Source organism: Streptomyces sp. NPDC086080, from assembly GCF_044540255.1.
GTDB lineage: Bacteria > Actinomycetota > Actinomycetes > Streptomycetales > Streptomycetaceae > Streptomyces.
Genome location: NZ_JBITRU010000049.1, coordinates 1 through 12,475, shown reverse-complemented (window position 1 = coordinate 12,475; position 12,475 = coordinate 1). Strand labels below are relative to the sequence as shown.

The 12,475-nt window shown below is 71.2% G+C and carries 13 protein-coding genes and 2 pseudogenes; 8 read left to right on the top strand and 7 right to left on the bottom strand.

Translation table 11 applies throughout. From position 1 onward, the window contains the following. Positions 1–33: 33 nt before the first annotated feature. Entirely contained in the window at positions 34–903 is an 870-nt protein-coding gene (locus tag ACIF9R_RS34850) for a lysostaphin resistance A-like protein (protein WP_399986565.1), read from the bottom strand. Positions 904–1,185: 282 nt separating this feature from the next. Here ACIF9R_RS34850 and ACIF9R_RS34845 point away from each other — a divergent pair, with 282 nt between their 5' ends. The 5 genes and pseudogenes from ACIF9R_RS34845 (at position 1,186) to ACIF9R_RS34825 (ending at position 7,027) form a co-directional block, all read left to right on the top strand. Further along, positions 1,186–1,521, top strand: a complete 336-nt coding sequence (locus tag ACIF9R_RS34845) for an ArsR/SmtB family transcription factor (protein ID WP_399986563.1) — start codon at positions 1,186–1,188, stop codon at positions 1,519–1,521. Beyond that, a complete protein-coding gene (locus tag ACIF9R_RS34840; protein WP_399986562.1) occupies positions 1,518–1,799 on the top strand; it encodes a hypothetical protein in 282 nt (93 codons plus the stop codon). The genes ACIF9R_RS34845 and ACIF9R_RS34840 overlap by 4 nt, the downstream gene beginning before the upstream one ends. A 192-nt stretch (positions 1,800–1,991) precedes the next feature. Next, positions 1,992–2,192: pseudogene (locus ACIF9R_RS34835) on the top strand (hypothetical protein); the annotation flags it as partial. A gap of 237 nt (positions 2,193–2,429) precedes the next feature. Next, the gene (locus ACIF9R_RS34830; RefSeq protein ID WP_399986560.1) at positions 2,430–4,403 is read left to right on the top strand and encodes a YncE family protein; all 1,974 of its coding nucleotides are present in this window, start codon (positions 2,430–2,432) and stop codon (positions 4,401–4,403) included. Positions 4,404–4,573: 170 nt separating this feature from the next. Continuing rightward, a complete protein-coding gene (locus tag ACIF9R_RS34825; protein ID WP_399986558.1) occupies positions 4,574–7,027 on the top strand; it encodes an SCO7613 C-terminal domain-containing membrane protein in 2,454 nt (817 codons plus the stop codon). Positions 7,028–7,403: 376 nt separating this feature from the next. Here ACIF9R_RS34825 and ACIF9R_RS34820 read toward each other — a convergent pair whose 3' ends face one another. Both ACIF9R_RS34820 and ACIF9R_RS34815 read right to left on the bottom strand, forming a co-directional pair. After that, positions 7,404–8,237 carry a PIG-L family deacetylase gene (locus ACIF9R_RS34820; RefSeq protein WP_399986556.1) on the bottom strand — a complete coding sequence of 278 codons (834 nt, stop codon included), beginning with the start codon at positions 8,235–8,237 and terminating at the stop codon, positions 7,404–7,406. Positions 8,238–8,569: 332 nt separating this feature from the next. Continuing rightward, positions 8,570–8,764: a winged helix-turn-helix transcriptional regulator gene (locus ACIF9R_RS34815; RefSeq protein ID WP_399986555.1), complete on the bottom strand. Its 195-nt coding sequence runs from the start codon at positions 8,762–8,764 to the stop codon at positions 8,570–8,572. Positions 8,765–8,769: 5 nt separating this feature from the next. Between ACIF9R_RS34815 and ACIF9R_RS34810 the strand changes: the two genes are divergently transcribed. Beyond that, complete coding sequence (locus ACIF9R_RS34810; RefSeq protein WP_399986553.1) at positions 8,770–9,078, top strand: enoyl-CoA hydratase/isomerase family protein; 309 nt, start codon at positions 8,770–8,772, stop codon at positions 9,076–9,078. A 133-nt stretch (positions 9,079–9,211) separates the two neighbouring features. Here ACIF9R_RS34810 and ACIF9R_RS34805 read toward each other — a convergent pair whose 3' ends face one another. Then, a complete protein-coding gene (locus ACIF9R_RS34805) occupies positions 9,212–9,643 on the bottom strand; it encodes an ester cyclase (RefSeq protein ID WP_399986551.1) in 432 nt (143 codons plus the stop codon). A 199-nt stretch (positions 9,644–9,842) separates the two neighbouring features. Then, on the bottom strand, positions 9,843–10,031 hold the full coding sequence (locus ACIF9R_RS34800) for a hypothetical protein (RefSeq protein ID WP_399986549.1): 189 nt from the start codon (positions 10,029–10,031) through the stop codon (positions 9,843–9,845). A 329-nt stretch (positions 10,032–10,360) separates the two neighbouring features. Here ACIF9R_RS34800 and ACIF9R_RS34795 point away from each other — a divergent pair, with 329 nt between their 5' ends. Beyond that, a complete protein-coding gene (locus tag ACIF9R_RS34795; protein ID WP_399986547.1) occupies positions 10,361–10,792 on the top strand; it encodes a DUF6973 domain-containing protein in 432 nt (143 codons plus the stop codon). After that, entirely contained in the window at positions 10,789–11,235 is a 447-nt protein-coding gene (locus ACIF9R_RS34790) for a hypothetical protein (protein WP_399986545.1), read from the top strand. The genes ACIF9R_RS34795 and ACIF9R_RS34790 overlap by 4 nt, the downstream gene beginning before the upstream one ends. Before the next feature lie 80 nt (positions 11,236–11,315). Here ACIF9R_RS34790 and ACIF9R_RS34785 read toward each other — a convergent pair. Further along, positions 11,316–11,616: pseudogene (locus tag ACIF9R_RS34785) on the bottom strand (transposase); the annotation flags it as partial. A gap of 76 nt (positions 11,617–11,692) precedes the next feature. Beyond that, on the bottom strand, positions 11,693–12,475 hold a 783-nt coding region (istB, locus tag ACIF9R_RS34780; RefSeq protein WP_399986543.1), incomplete at its 5' end, for an IS21-like element helper ATPase IstB.

Below are 12,475 nucleotides of genomic sequence, written 5' to 3'. Positions count from 1 at the left end.
GTGCCGGTCTCCGTGCCGGTCTCCGTGCCGGTCTCAGCGCCGGGCGCGTCGTCGGGGCAGCAGACCGCCGCCGCGGCGGGCGAGAACGAGCATCGGTACGGTGAGCAGCACACTGATGAGGACGGGCACGATCGACGTCTCCAGGCCGAAGTCCCCGCCGGTGAGCAGGGCGGACCCGTGGGTGTCGACGGTGAAGAGGCCCTCGGGGGTGTGCCCCGAGACCGGGATGCCGAGCAACTGCTCCGCGGTGTTCCAGGCGAAGTGCAGACCTACGACGAACCAGATGCTACGCCGCCACAGGAACGCGGCGCCGAGCATCACGCCCGCCTCCAGGGCGATGGCGATCGCGCTCCAGACGGAGGCTCCCGGTGTGCCCAGGTGCGCGACGCCGAAGAACAGCCCGGTGACCACGAGGGCGACCCGGCTGCCCCACAACTGCTCCAGCGCCTGCAGGGCGAGGCCGCGGAACAGAAGCTCCTCCGTCACCGCGGCACCCAGTTGCACCATGACCGCGGACCAGACGACCGCCACGAAACCGTTGCCCGCCCAGGAGAACGAATAGCCCCCGAACGCGCTGATCAGCGAAGCGGAGACGAGGATGAAGCCCAGGCCCGTCGCGCCGCCGAGCAGCGCCTGCCGGCCGGCCCCGGCACGGGCGGTCTCGGGCGTCGAGCGCCCGGCGAGGCGGCGCATGACCAGCCCGTACACGGCCACTGCGGCGGCCGCGCCCAGCACCGGCACCGGACCGGGGCCCGTCGCGGTCAGGCCGGAGATCAGGCCGACGCCGGCCATGCCGGTCAGCATCCAGCCGAGCGGAGAGCGGAGAATCCGGCCGAGTCGGCCGTCTCGCCCCTTGTCCGGGCCGGGGGCCCGGTCCTGCTGCGCGGCGTCGATCGTGCCCATCACGGCCTCCCTTGACGTGGTGGCCGCCCCCACGGCGACCTGCCCACAACGCTAGGAATCCGCCGCCCCCCGCGAGTCACCCCCACAGGGACAACTCCTGTAGCTCTCACGGGGGATGCGCCGCACCCACCCGCCTACCGGGCGGCTGCGGCAACCCCGTCGGGCTGCTCTCGCCACGTCGCGTCACTACGGTGGCAGCGCTCTTGCACCTGCCTACTCTTCAGAGCAGTTGACAGCCTGTCATAGCACCTGCAAGTATTTCTTTGCAGATGGAGGAGGGTCATGGAGCTTTCCGAAGTGACGGGTGACCGGCTGGTGCAGATCCTGGCCACGCTCGCCAACCCGCACCGGATGCGCATCCTCGCTGCCCTGGCGGGCGGCCAGGAGTACGTGAGCCGACTGGCGCGCGAACTGGGAATCAGTCGCGCTCTGCTCCAGGTCCACTTGCGCAAGCTGGAAGCAGCAGGGCTGGTCACCTCGAGGCTCGTGCTGTCCGAGGACGGCAAGGCCATGAAGTACTACGACATCGAGCCGTTCTCGCTGCACCTCACGCCCGAGGCCCTCGCAGCGGCCGCGCTCTCACTCACCGCCGACCGAAGTCAAGGAGACCCACCATGAGCCCTGTGCAGCTGGCCGCCGACAGTGACGGCATGATCTGGTCCTTCGGGTCCATGGGATTTATCCTCGTGTGCGCCCTGCTGGTGATCTGGCCCACGATCGCGGTATGGCGGGCCAAGTCCATGATGTCCAGGGAGAGCGACTTCAGGAGCATCGCCGAGAAGGCGGTGACGGCCCAGCAGGACATGGAGCGTGAGCTGGTCGAGGTGCGCCTCCAGCTCAACGACATGAGCGACCGCGTGAAGTCCGTCGAGCGGGTGCTCAAGGACGTCGAATGAACCGGCGCCGCCCGGCGGCCCGCCCTGAGAACCCGCCCGGGGCCCGTACCTCCGTCCCACCACAGCGCGCATCGCCCGATCTGAGACCCACTGGGTGTCACCTTGGCATCGTCCTGTCACCGCAGGAGGCTGACAGCCCGACCGGCTGACGGTCACGCGCCCGGCAGGCAGGATTCTGGGCACGGCACGGCCGCCCGCGAGCGGCTGGTGGGACGGGAACTGGGCTCGGAGCAGGAGCTGGAAGGAAGTGTCCGCAAGGCACGGCTCCTGGACCGCCGGGCGCCCGCAGGGACCGTGCGCGTCGCGACCGACGGACGGGGTGTCGACATCGCGCGGGAGGTGGTGACCGCCACCGGTTGGGCCGACCGCCCGCACATCGCCCGCAGACCGTGATCCCGGCCGCCGGCTGCCGTGCCGTGGTGTGCCGCACACCGACCGGGTGAGAGCGGCCTCCCCGCCGGCCCCTCGCTCGCCAAGTCGCTTTAATCGAATGCGCAGTTGTCACTGGCGTGTCATACGCTGCGTATCTGGCAGCGCTCGGACACCCGTCGTCGGGTGAGGGGGGACGCGCGGCCTCTTTCCTTTACGTCCGGTGACCACCGGGCTTCTTCTGTGGGGGTTCACATCACTGTGCGCAGGCGCAGCATCGCGACCGCGACGGCACTCGCGGTCGTCCTCAGTTCCGCGGCCCTGGTAGGGGTCGTGGCGGGTCCGGCATCGGCCGACTCCGCAAAGATCCTTCCGGTGTCGTCGGTCGGCGACATCGTCGTGGACGGTGTCCACCAGCGGGTCTACCTCTCCGACCCGACCAGCGGCAAGATCGTCGTCACCGACTACAACGGCACCGTGAAGGCGACGCTGACCGGCCTTTCCGGCGTGAGCGGCCTGGCGCTGTCCGCCGACTCCGGGCAGGTGTACGCGGCCGTGAAGGGCCGCAACGGGATCGTCTCGGTGGAGACGAGCACGTACACCGAGACGGCTCGTTACCCGTTGGGCGTGGCCCCCGGCGATCTGGAGGTGGTGGACGGCCGGATCTGGTTCGGCTACGGCGCGGACCTCGGTTCGCTGGACACCTCCGGCCCCGAACCCGTCGTCCAGCTCGCCCAGCGGGGCGACGTCGACTTCTACGCCGGCTCCGGGCCGTCCCTGGCGTCCGACCCGGCCGTCCCGGGTGTCCTGGTGGCCGGCAACGGTGGCCGGCTCGCCGTCTACGACGTCTCGGCGGACGGGGCCGCACTGCGGGCCAAGGGCGCCATGGACACGGGCGCGGAGCAGCTGGACCTGACGCCCGACGGCAAGCAGGTCCTCACCTCGTGGGGCCGGAGCCAGGGCTACGGCTACAGCATCGGCGCCTACTCGACCGCCGACCTCACCGAGCAGTCGGGCTACCCCATCGAGGCCTACCCGAACGCCGTGCGGGTCGCGCCGGACGGCAGCATCGCGGGCGGCAGCAACTCCTCGTACGACCCCGACGTCCACATCCACCGCCCCGGTGACCCGGTGCCGGTGCGGCAGTACGACTTCCCCAACACCGGCAACAGCAGCGGCGCGGACCTCCTCGTGCCCGGAGCGCTCGCCTGGGCGCCGGACTCGAGCCGGGTCTTCGCGGTCTCCGTGAACACCTACGGCACGTACACCCTGCGCGCCCTGACCGACCCCACCAGGGAACTGCCCGCCCTCAAGGTGTCGGCCCCGGCCAAGTCGGAACGGGCCAAGAAGCTCACCGTCACCGGCAAGCTCACCTCCAAGACGCCGCTCCCGGCCGGGACCAGCCTGAAGGTGACCCGTACGGACGTCGAGTCGCCGAAGGGCAAGGCGCTGGCCGCCGTCAGGACGAAGACGGACGGCAGCTTCTCCTTCACGGACACACCGCCCGCCGGCGGCAAGGTCACCTACAAGGTCTCCTACGCGGGCGACGCCACCCACGTCCCGGCCTCCGGCTCGGACACGGTGAACGTCTCGCGCAAGGCGACCGCGCTGAGCCTGAACAACAACGGCAAGGTGTACGCGTACGGCAAGAAGGTCACCTTCACCGCACACCTCGGCACGACGTACAAGAACCGCACCGTCTCGATCTACGCGGACCCCTTCGGCGCCGACAAGCCGAGGAAGCTGCTGCGGACGGCCAAGGTCAACTCCAAGGGCAACCTGTCGGCGGCCGTCACCATGACCCGCGACACCACCGTCTCCGCGGTCTTCGCCGGTGACGCCCGCTACGCCTCGAAGACCGTGAAGTCCACCGGATACGCCAAGGTGAGGGTCTCCACCGGCGTCTCCAAGCACTACAAGACGGGCAAGATCGGCTCCACGAAGTACTACTACTTCCGCAAGAACACCGACCCGGTGTTCACCACCACCATGAACTACTACAAGGGCCGCCAGCAGCGACTCCAGCTCCAGGTCCACTACCAGGGCAAGTGGTACGACACCGCTTCCGAGTACTTCGCCCTGGGCACCAACGGCAAGTCGGTCGTGCGCCTGGAGGCACCGGGCGAGTCCGGCATCCGTGCCCGCATGCGCTCGTCGTACATCAACGGTTCCTCCGGCGACTCCGTCAACTCCACGACGCACGGCGCCTGGAAGTACATCACCTTCACCAAGTAACCGTCGTAGCCGTCCCCGCCCGTCGGCGCGGCCCCGAACCCCACGGGGCCGCGCCGACAGCGGGCACGTCGCGGAGCGACAACGCGCGCGGGATCTGAATCGGGATCTGAGTACGGACCTGAGTACCCTCACCCATGCTCCGCGGCATGATGCGCGCCACACTCCACGGTATGTCCCACCTACCGCCACCGGCCGAGGAGTTGCGGATCCTCGACGCGGAGTTGTGGCAACTCGACGCCCGCCGCGCCCACTTGCTGGCCCGCCGTGCCCAGCTCATCGGTCTCCTCCAGTCGGCCGTTCCGCCCGTTCCGCCCGTTCCGCCCGTCCCGCCCGCTCCGCCGGTGCCGCGGCGGGCCGAGACCACCGCGCCCCGTGTGCAGAACGTGCTCCTCGTCCTCGGTGGCATCCTGCTGACCGTCGCCGCGATCGCTTTCACCCTGGTCAGCTGGGGGCACCTGGGGATCGCCGGGCGGTCCGTGGTGCTCGCCACGGTGACCGCGGCGGTGCTCGGTGCTCCCGTGCCCCTGCTGAAGCGTGGGCTGCGCTCGACGGCGGAGGCGCTGGCGGGCCTCGGTCTGGCGCTGACGGTGCTCGACGCGTACGCGCTGCGCGAGGTCGCGCTGACGACCGCCGACGGCACGGGATACGCGGCCGTCGCGGCGGCGGTCCTGGCGGGGGCGTGGTGGGGATACGGCAAGGGGCTCGGTTCCCTGCGCATCCCCTTCCCCGCCGCGCTGGCCGCGGCCCAGTTCCCCCTGGTGCTGTGGGCGGTGGCGGCCGACGCGGGCCCGTACGCGATCACGGCCGCGCTGTTGCTGACGGCCGCGTTCGACACGGTCGTCGCGCTCCGGACCTCCGCGAGGCCCGCGCGCGTCGCCGCCGCCGTCGGCACGTTCGGGACGGGCGGCTGGGGCGTGCTGCTGGCCTGCGCGCTCTCCTGGCAGGCCGACGGCCCGAGCGCCGCGGCCCGTGCGACGGCGCTCCTCGCCCTTGCGGCGGCGATCGCCCTGGGCGCCGCATGGCGCGTCCCGCGGCCGGGCCTTGCCACCGGCGCCGCGGTGACCGGCGGGCTGCTCCTGGTCGCGGCGCTCGGCGGAATCCCGCGCGCGTCGCTGCCCGGGGTGTGGACGGTGCCCGTCCATCTGGCCTGCGGGATCGGGCTGTTGGCGGCCGTCCGCGATCCGCTCCCCGAACCCGTGCGGCGCGGTGTCGCCCGGGCGTCGGCCTCCGTCCAGACCCTGGCGGTGGTGTGGGCAGTGCCCCTCGTCGTCGTGGCGCTGCTGGGGCCGGTCGGATGGACGGGACGGGTCTGGTCCGGGGCGCCTTCGGACCTGCGCGCCGCGGTGACGGTCTGGACGCCCTGGCCGGCGGACGCGGAGGCCGCGCCGCTGGTGCTCGCGGTCGTCGCGGCGGTCCTGGCCGTGACAGCCCGCGCCACTACGGCGAGCGCCGCCACAGCTAGTGCCGCCACAGCTAGTGCCGCCACAGCTAGTGCCGCCACGGCCCACGCCGCCGCCACGGCCTGGCGCGACCGGGCCGCGGCCGGTGCCGTGGTCCTGGTCTGGTCGAGTGCGCTCGTCCTCCCCGCCGCCTGGCGACTCCCTTACCCGGCGGGCCTGATCTCGCAGGGGCTCGCGGTCGTGGCGGCGCTGGCCGTGGCGGCGTACGCGCGTTGGACGCCGACGTACCGCACCGCCGTCGTCCTCTCCCTGCTCACCGCGGCCGGACTCGTGCTCCTCTCGCTCGCCTCCCAGGGCGCGACCCTGACCGTGCTCGCCGCGCTGACGGGGATCTTCGCGGTGGCCGCCGCGCACCGGCGTCTGACCGCCGTCTGCGCGAGCGCGTCCCTGGCCGGTGCGGCGGGTCTGGCGTGCGCGGTGGGTGCCGCCGCCGACCGGTCGCCCGCGCACACGGCTCTGCTGGTCCTGATCGTTCCGGCCGCCGCGGCCCTGCTCGCGGCGCGGGTCCCGCGGACCTCGGTTCCCATCGAGGTCACGGGCGCCGTCGCGGGGCTCCTGTCCATCGGGCTGGCCGTCACCGACGCACCCGTGCTGGCCGTTGTACTGGCCCTGTGCGGGGTGATCGCCGCGGGCACGGCCGTGCGCGCGGACCGCCGATGGGCCGGGTACGTGGCCGCCGCGCTGTTCGTGTCGGCCACCTGGGTGCGGCTCGCCTCGTGGGACGTGGGCACCCCGGAGGCGTACACCCTGCCGGTGACCGTCCCGGCACTGGTCGTGGGCTTCCTCCGGCGCCACCGGGACCCCGAGGCCTCGTCGTGGACGGCATACGGTCCCGGGCTCTCGGTGACGCTCGCGCCGAGCCTGCTCGCGGCGTGGGCCGACGCGGACTGGCCGCGCCCCCTGCTGCTCGGCGCGGCGGCCCTCGTCCTCACCCTGCTGGGTGCCCGCCACCGGCTCCAGGCGCCGCTTGTCCTCGGCGGAAGCGTGCTCGTGCTGGTCGCGCTGCACGAACTCGCCCCCTACCTGGCGCCGTTGGTGGGTGCGCTCCCCCGCTGGCTGCCTCCCGCACTCGCCGGGCTGCTGCTGCTCGTGCTGGGCGCGACATACGAACAGCGGCTCCGGGACGCCCGGCGGCTACGGGAGATGCTGGGACGCATGCGCTGAGGACCGACGACGGCATCCCCGCCCGGCCCGTGGGCATCGGTTCGAGCCGGGTGGGATCAGTGCCCGGCTGACGGCCCACCCGGCGGTGCGCGAGGCCGTGGTGGCGGTCCGGGACGAGCGGCTGGTCGCCTGTCCGGTGACGGAGGGGGAGGCGCTGTCGGCCAACGACCCGCGATCGTCGCGGGCGAGGTGTGCCGTCGCCCTCCGGCTCTCCCCGGGAACGGTCCGGCACCCGGACGGGGCCTGTGCCGCCGGCCCGGCCGGTCTCCGTCGGCAACGGGACTACGCACGGACGCGACTCCGTGTGCCCCTCTCGACTGCGCCGTGCGCTTCCGGCGGCCGATGCCTTTTCCCGGCCGCCGGCCGGACGGGTGGATCAGCGCAGTCCGGCGAAGAGATCGTTCTCGGGCACGGCGTCGCCGGTGGCGCCCCGGACCCGTACGAAGGTCTCCGTGCCCATCAACTCACCGAACCGCTCCTTGCCCATCTTGAGGAAGAAGATGTTCTCGCCCTGACTGGAGTGCGCGGCCAGCGCATCGAACTTCTGACCGCTGAACGCGGTGGTGTCCACCCATGTGGTGATCTCGTCGTCAGGGAGGCCGATCTCGGCCATCGCGGCAGCCTCGGCGGGATCCGGCTCCGGCATGTCCGGATGGAACTCGCGCACGATCTCGCCGAACCGCCGCATCGTCGAGCGGGGCATCGTGGTCCAGTACACCTTCGGCGTCAGCGTGGTCATCTCCAGCGCCGCCATCGTGATGCGGTGGGCCTGGATGTGATCGGGGTGACCGTAGAAGCCGTTCTCGTCGTAGGTGACGACCACATCGGGCCGGTAGTGCCGCATGAGTTCCGCAAGCCGGGCGGCGCCCTCCTCGACGGGGGTCCGCCAGAAGGACCCGGGGGCGTCGTTGCTCGGCCAGCCCATCATCCCGGAGTCGGCGTAGTCCAGCGTCTCCAACTCGCTGATCCGCAGGACGTCACAGCTCGCCTTGAGTTCCTGACGGCGCATCAGGGCGATGGCCACCGGATCATGCCCGGGATCGCCCGGCTTGACACCCCCCGGCCCGTCACCGCAACCGCCGTCGGTACACGTCACGAGAACCGTGCGGACACCCTCCGCCGCGTACCGGGCGAGGACCCCTCCGGTTCCGGTGGCCTCGTCGTCGGGGTGGGCGTGTACTGCCATGAGTGTCAGGGGCCGGTCAGTCACGAAGCAGTCCTTCTGCAGAGAACATCTTGGTCCTGGCTGCGCGGCGGGCGTGCCGCGATTCCGGGGCCGGCGCCCGGTGGGGCGGACGAGCGTGTGTTCCCCCGCGTCCCCGCCCACTGCGGCTCCGGCACCTCGGTCGGTGCAACAACGCGTCCCGGCCCGGCTGTTCCCGCCATGGCCGCTGGATCCGCCTCGGTCAGGCGCCGGAATCCGGTGGGCGCCCGCTTCCGCCCCGCAGTTGGAAGCGGGCGCCCGTGAGCCGTGGTGCCCGGCGTGCGGTCACCGGGCCGGGCGGGCGCCGCTCGCTCCGGCCCGGCCTCGTGGTCGTGGAGTCAGCGCGGGGCTCGCTGGTCGTAGTCGCGCTGCCGTGTCTGGATCTCTGAGGCGTTCGCGACGGTCCAGTCATAGAGGTGGGCGAACGGCTCGCGCAGCGATGCGCCGAGGTCGGTCAGCGAGTATTCGACGCCGACCGGTGAGGTCGGCAGCACGCGGCGCTCGACCATCCCGTTGCGTTCGAGCCGGCGCACTGTCCGTGGACGCCGAGACGGCCGAGCGGTACGGCTGGGTCAACCGAGCCGTCCCCGCCGACCGTCTCGACGAGTTCGTCGACCGCCTCGTCGGCAACATCGCCGCGTTGCCCGGCGGCGTCGTGGCGGCAGCCAAGCGTGCCATCGTCCTCCGCGATCATTCTCATGGCCTGGCAGAGGAGAACGAGGCCTGGGCCGGGCTCGTGTTCCGCCCCGCCACAGCACAGCTCATGAGCGCCGCGCCGGCCAACGGCGCCCAGACCCGGGACGGCGAACAGGACCTGGAGGGTGTGTTCCGCAATCTCGCCCGGTAGCTGCATGCCGCCTGAAGCCCTCATCCTGCGTCGCCCGGTGTTCCCCGTTGGGGCGTCGCCGGTTGCCAGGGCGGCCGCACTTCGCTGCTGCGCAACTCCCCTGCTGCCAGCCCGTTGTCGGTACCCCTTGCGGTCAGCCGCGCAACTGCTCGGTCAGACCCAGCTGGCTCATGATGCCGCCGGTGTCCAGATAGGCGCGGCCCTCACGGATCTTGCCGTCCTTGACCTCGTAGATGTCACATGCGTGCACCGTGACATGACGCCCCGTGGCGGGCACGGTGCCCGCATGCAGAACCAGGTCCCCGGTCTGGGTCCCGGTGCCCGTGTACTCGACGACCACCGTGTCCCCCTGGGACGTGAGGTGGTCGAGGGTGAATTTACCGTCGGGCATCGCGTCGAACATGGCCTTCGCGAGCCGGGTGAAGCCCTCCGGCCCCTGCAGCGTCCTGCCGCTTCCTTCCTCGATGAGGGTGCAGTCCGGAGCGACGGACCCGGCGATGGAGTCGTAGTCCCGATCGTTCCAAGCCCGGAAGAGGTCACGGACGAAAGTCTCATTGTCAGCCATGGGAACCTCCATGAGGGAAACATCCCTTTCTTCCCATGCTGGCCCGCCGCGTCCGACTGTGCATCCCCTGAGGCGGTTTCCGGGAGCACCGTTCGTGCCCGAGTGCCGCCGACCTGCTGCACCCCGAGGAGGAGCAGGCGGAGCCCGAGGACCGGCCCATCGACACCGAGTACCCGGAGGTCGACGACACCCCGGTGGGCTACCAGGAGTAGATCGGCCCCGAGGCCGTCGAGACGGAGGAGTCCGTCCTCGCCGCCGGCGTCGTGGAGCTCCCCGGCACGGCGGGCCAGGAGATCGTGGGCACGAGCGCGGACGGGACCACCCAGACCGCCGTGACCATGCCCGCGGGTGCCGCCGCGACCGCCGGCCTCAGCGAGACCGGCGTCATCGTCTACCCCAACACGCAGACGGACGCGGACACCCTCGCCATCCGGACGAGCCAGAACGCCGTCGAGACGTTCCACCTGCTGCGGAGCGCGTCCGCGGCGAAGAGCTACGCGTACTCCCTCCAGCTGCGTCCCGGCCAGACGGCCACGCAGGGAGCGGGCAACGTCATCATCGTCTCGGACGAACTGGGCAACCTCACGTTCATCACCGCCCCGATCGCCAGGGACGCCAAGGGCGTCGAGATCCCCGTGAAGCTCACGCTCTCGGGCACCGAGGTCACCGCCTCGCCGGCCGCCGGCCGCCGGCCAGGAGCTCGCCTACCCGGTCCTGATGGACCCGGGCTTCGGCTACGGCAGCGCCACGCCCTCCGAGAGGTCGTACTGCTTCTGGAACCCGATCGACTGCACCGTGGCCTGCGACGCGGCGAACAAGGCGTTCAAGCTGGCGCAGGACTGGTACCCCGACCGCACCCTCTTCCAGGGCACGGGTGACTCCTTCCGGCACTGCTACTGGAACGCGCGGATGGAGATCCGCCTGTCCACCACGGACGCCTACGAGTTCGCGACCCGGCACGAGTCGACGTCCTCGGGCGTTGACAAGCAGATGGACCTGAAGAACAACGCGATCGGCCGGGAGATCGGCCGCAAGCGGACCGGCCAGAACAGCGCCTCGACGGGGGCGCGGGACGATTGCCGCAGCGCCCAGCGGAACGGCAAGCTGTGGATCATCAAGAGCGGCAGGCTTGTGAGGAGCAATCAGTGACCCTTTTCGTCGGGTGGGCCGGTGCCCTGATCCTCGTTCTGGAGGCCTGCTACCTGCTCCTCATGGAGTTGGCCCTTGCGGTGTTCGTGGTGGACACCTCTGAGATCGACCACACGGACGCGGGGGGATACGGCGGCCTCGGCGGCGTCCTCTTCCTCGCCGCCGAAGGGCTGACGGTCCTGCTGCTGCTCTGGGGAGCGGCCGCGCTCGGGCTCGCCTCCTTCGCGGACAAGGGCCCCTCGTGGGCGCGTGCCGCTGGATTCGGCCTCGTGGCCGTCACGCAGGTGCTCGGCGTCTGGGCGGCGACGTCCAACGCGCTGGCGCAGGACGCCGGACCGGACGTGCTGGTCAACGCGGTGATGGTGCTGTTCGCCCTCACCGCCGGCGTCGCCTGTGTCCTGGGGCTCCGCGGCGCGGTGCGGAAGGCGCCTCTCGCGGCCTGAGTGGTCCCCTTCCGTCACGGAAGGCCGGGGCCCCGGTTCGGAAGAACCGGGGCCCCGGCCTTTTTTCGTGTTCAGTGCCGACCGTACTTGCCCCGGTCCACAGGATTCGGACCTGTCAGGTTCCCCTTTCATCGCCCGCATGTTCACCGAGTCGATCGCGCAGCGGGACCAGTCCAGCTCGCCTCGGGCCCCGAGCTCGTCGAGGACCAGGCGGTGGAGCTTGGCTCACACGCGGGCCTTCGTCCACTCCGAGAAGCGCCGGTGGGCCGTTGCTCCTGATGGTCCGAACGACGCGGATGGCAACTGCTGCCACGTGCAGCCCGACGTGGCCACGAACACGATCGCGGCCAGCACCTCCCGGTCGCCATGCCGGCGTCGGCCACTGTCGGCGGCGGTTGAACCGTGACCCAGTCTGGGCGGTTGAGTTCTGACCCTCGCGTCGTCGGTGGTCTCTTGTTCAGTCGTTGTCGGTGGCGGTGGGGACGCGGCCGAGGAGTTCGCGTCCTTTCATGCGGTAGGACTCGCCTTTGAGGGAGTGGACCTCGGCGTGGTGGACGAGTCGGTCGATCATGGCGGCGGCGACGGTCTCGTCGCCGAAGGTCTCTCCCCAGCGTCCGAAGGGTTTGTTCGAGGTGACGATCACGCTGGCCCTTTCGTATCTGTTCGAGATGAGCTGGAAGAACAGGTTTGCGGCCTCGGCCTCGAACGGGATGTAGCCGACCTCGTCGATCACGATCAGCGGGTAGCGGCCGAGCTTGACCAGCTCGTCCTGGAGACGCCCGGCTTGGTGGGCGGCGGCAAGGCGGTCGACCCACTGGGCGGCGGTGGCGAACGCGACTCGGTGTCCTGCCTGGCAGGCCCGGACTGCGAGGCCGGTGGCCAGGTGTGTTTTGCCGGTGCCTGGAGGGCCGAGGAAGACGGCGTTCTCCTTGGCCGCTATGAAGTCCAATGTTCCCAGGTGTGCGAGTTGTTGGCGCGTCAGACCACGCAGATGAGTGAGATCGAGTTCCTCGATGGTCTTGATGGCGGGGAAGCGGGCGGCGCGGATACGGCCCTCGCCGCCGTGGGAGTCGCGGGCGGAGACCTCGCGCTGCAGGCAGGCGACCAGGTACTCGGTGTGGGTCCAGGACTCGGCCCGGGCGCGTTCGGCCAGGCGCTCGGCGGCGTCCAGCAGGGCCGGGGCCTTCATGGCTCGGGCGAGGAAGGCCAGGTCGGCGGCGGTCTGCCGGCCGGTGCGGGC

Bases quoted from the DNA above. Each gene is read 5' to 3' on its own strand.
- ACIF9R_RS34800 (WP_399986549.1), bottom strand. From the start codon at position 10,031: ATGACGCCGGTCTCGCTGAGGCCGGCGGTCGCGGCGGCACCCGCGGGC.
- ACIF9R_RS34795 (WP_399986547.1), top strand. From the start codon at position 10,361: ATGGACCCGGGCTTCGGCTACGGCAGCGCCACGCCCTCCGAGAGGTCG.
- ACIF9R_RS34850 (WP_399986565.1), bottom strand. From the start codon at position 903: ATGGGCACGATCGACGCCGCGCAGCAGGACCGGGCCCCCGGCCCGGAC.
- ACIF9R_RS34845 (WP_399986563.1), top strand. From the start codon at position 1,186: ATGGAGCTTTCCGAAGTGACGGGTGACCGGCTGGTGCAGATCCTGGCC.
- ACIF9R_RS34805 (WP_399986551.1), bottom strand. From the start codon at position 9,643: ATGGCTGACAATGAGACTTTCGTCCGTGACCTCTTCCGGGCTTGGAAC.
- ACIF9R_RS34825 (WP_399986558.1), top strand. From the start codon at position 4,574: ATGTCCCACCTACCGCCACCGGCCGAGGAGTTGCGGATCCTCGACGCG.
- ACIF9R_RS34840 (WP_399986562.1), top strand. From the start codon at position 1,518: ATGAGCCCTGTGCAGCTGGCCGCCGACAGTGACGGCATGATCTGGTCC.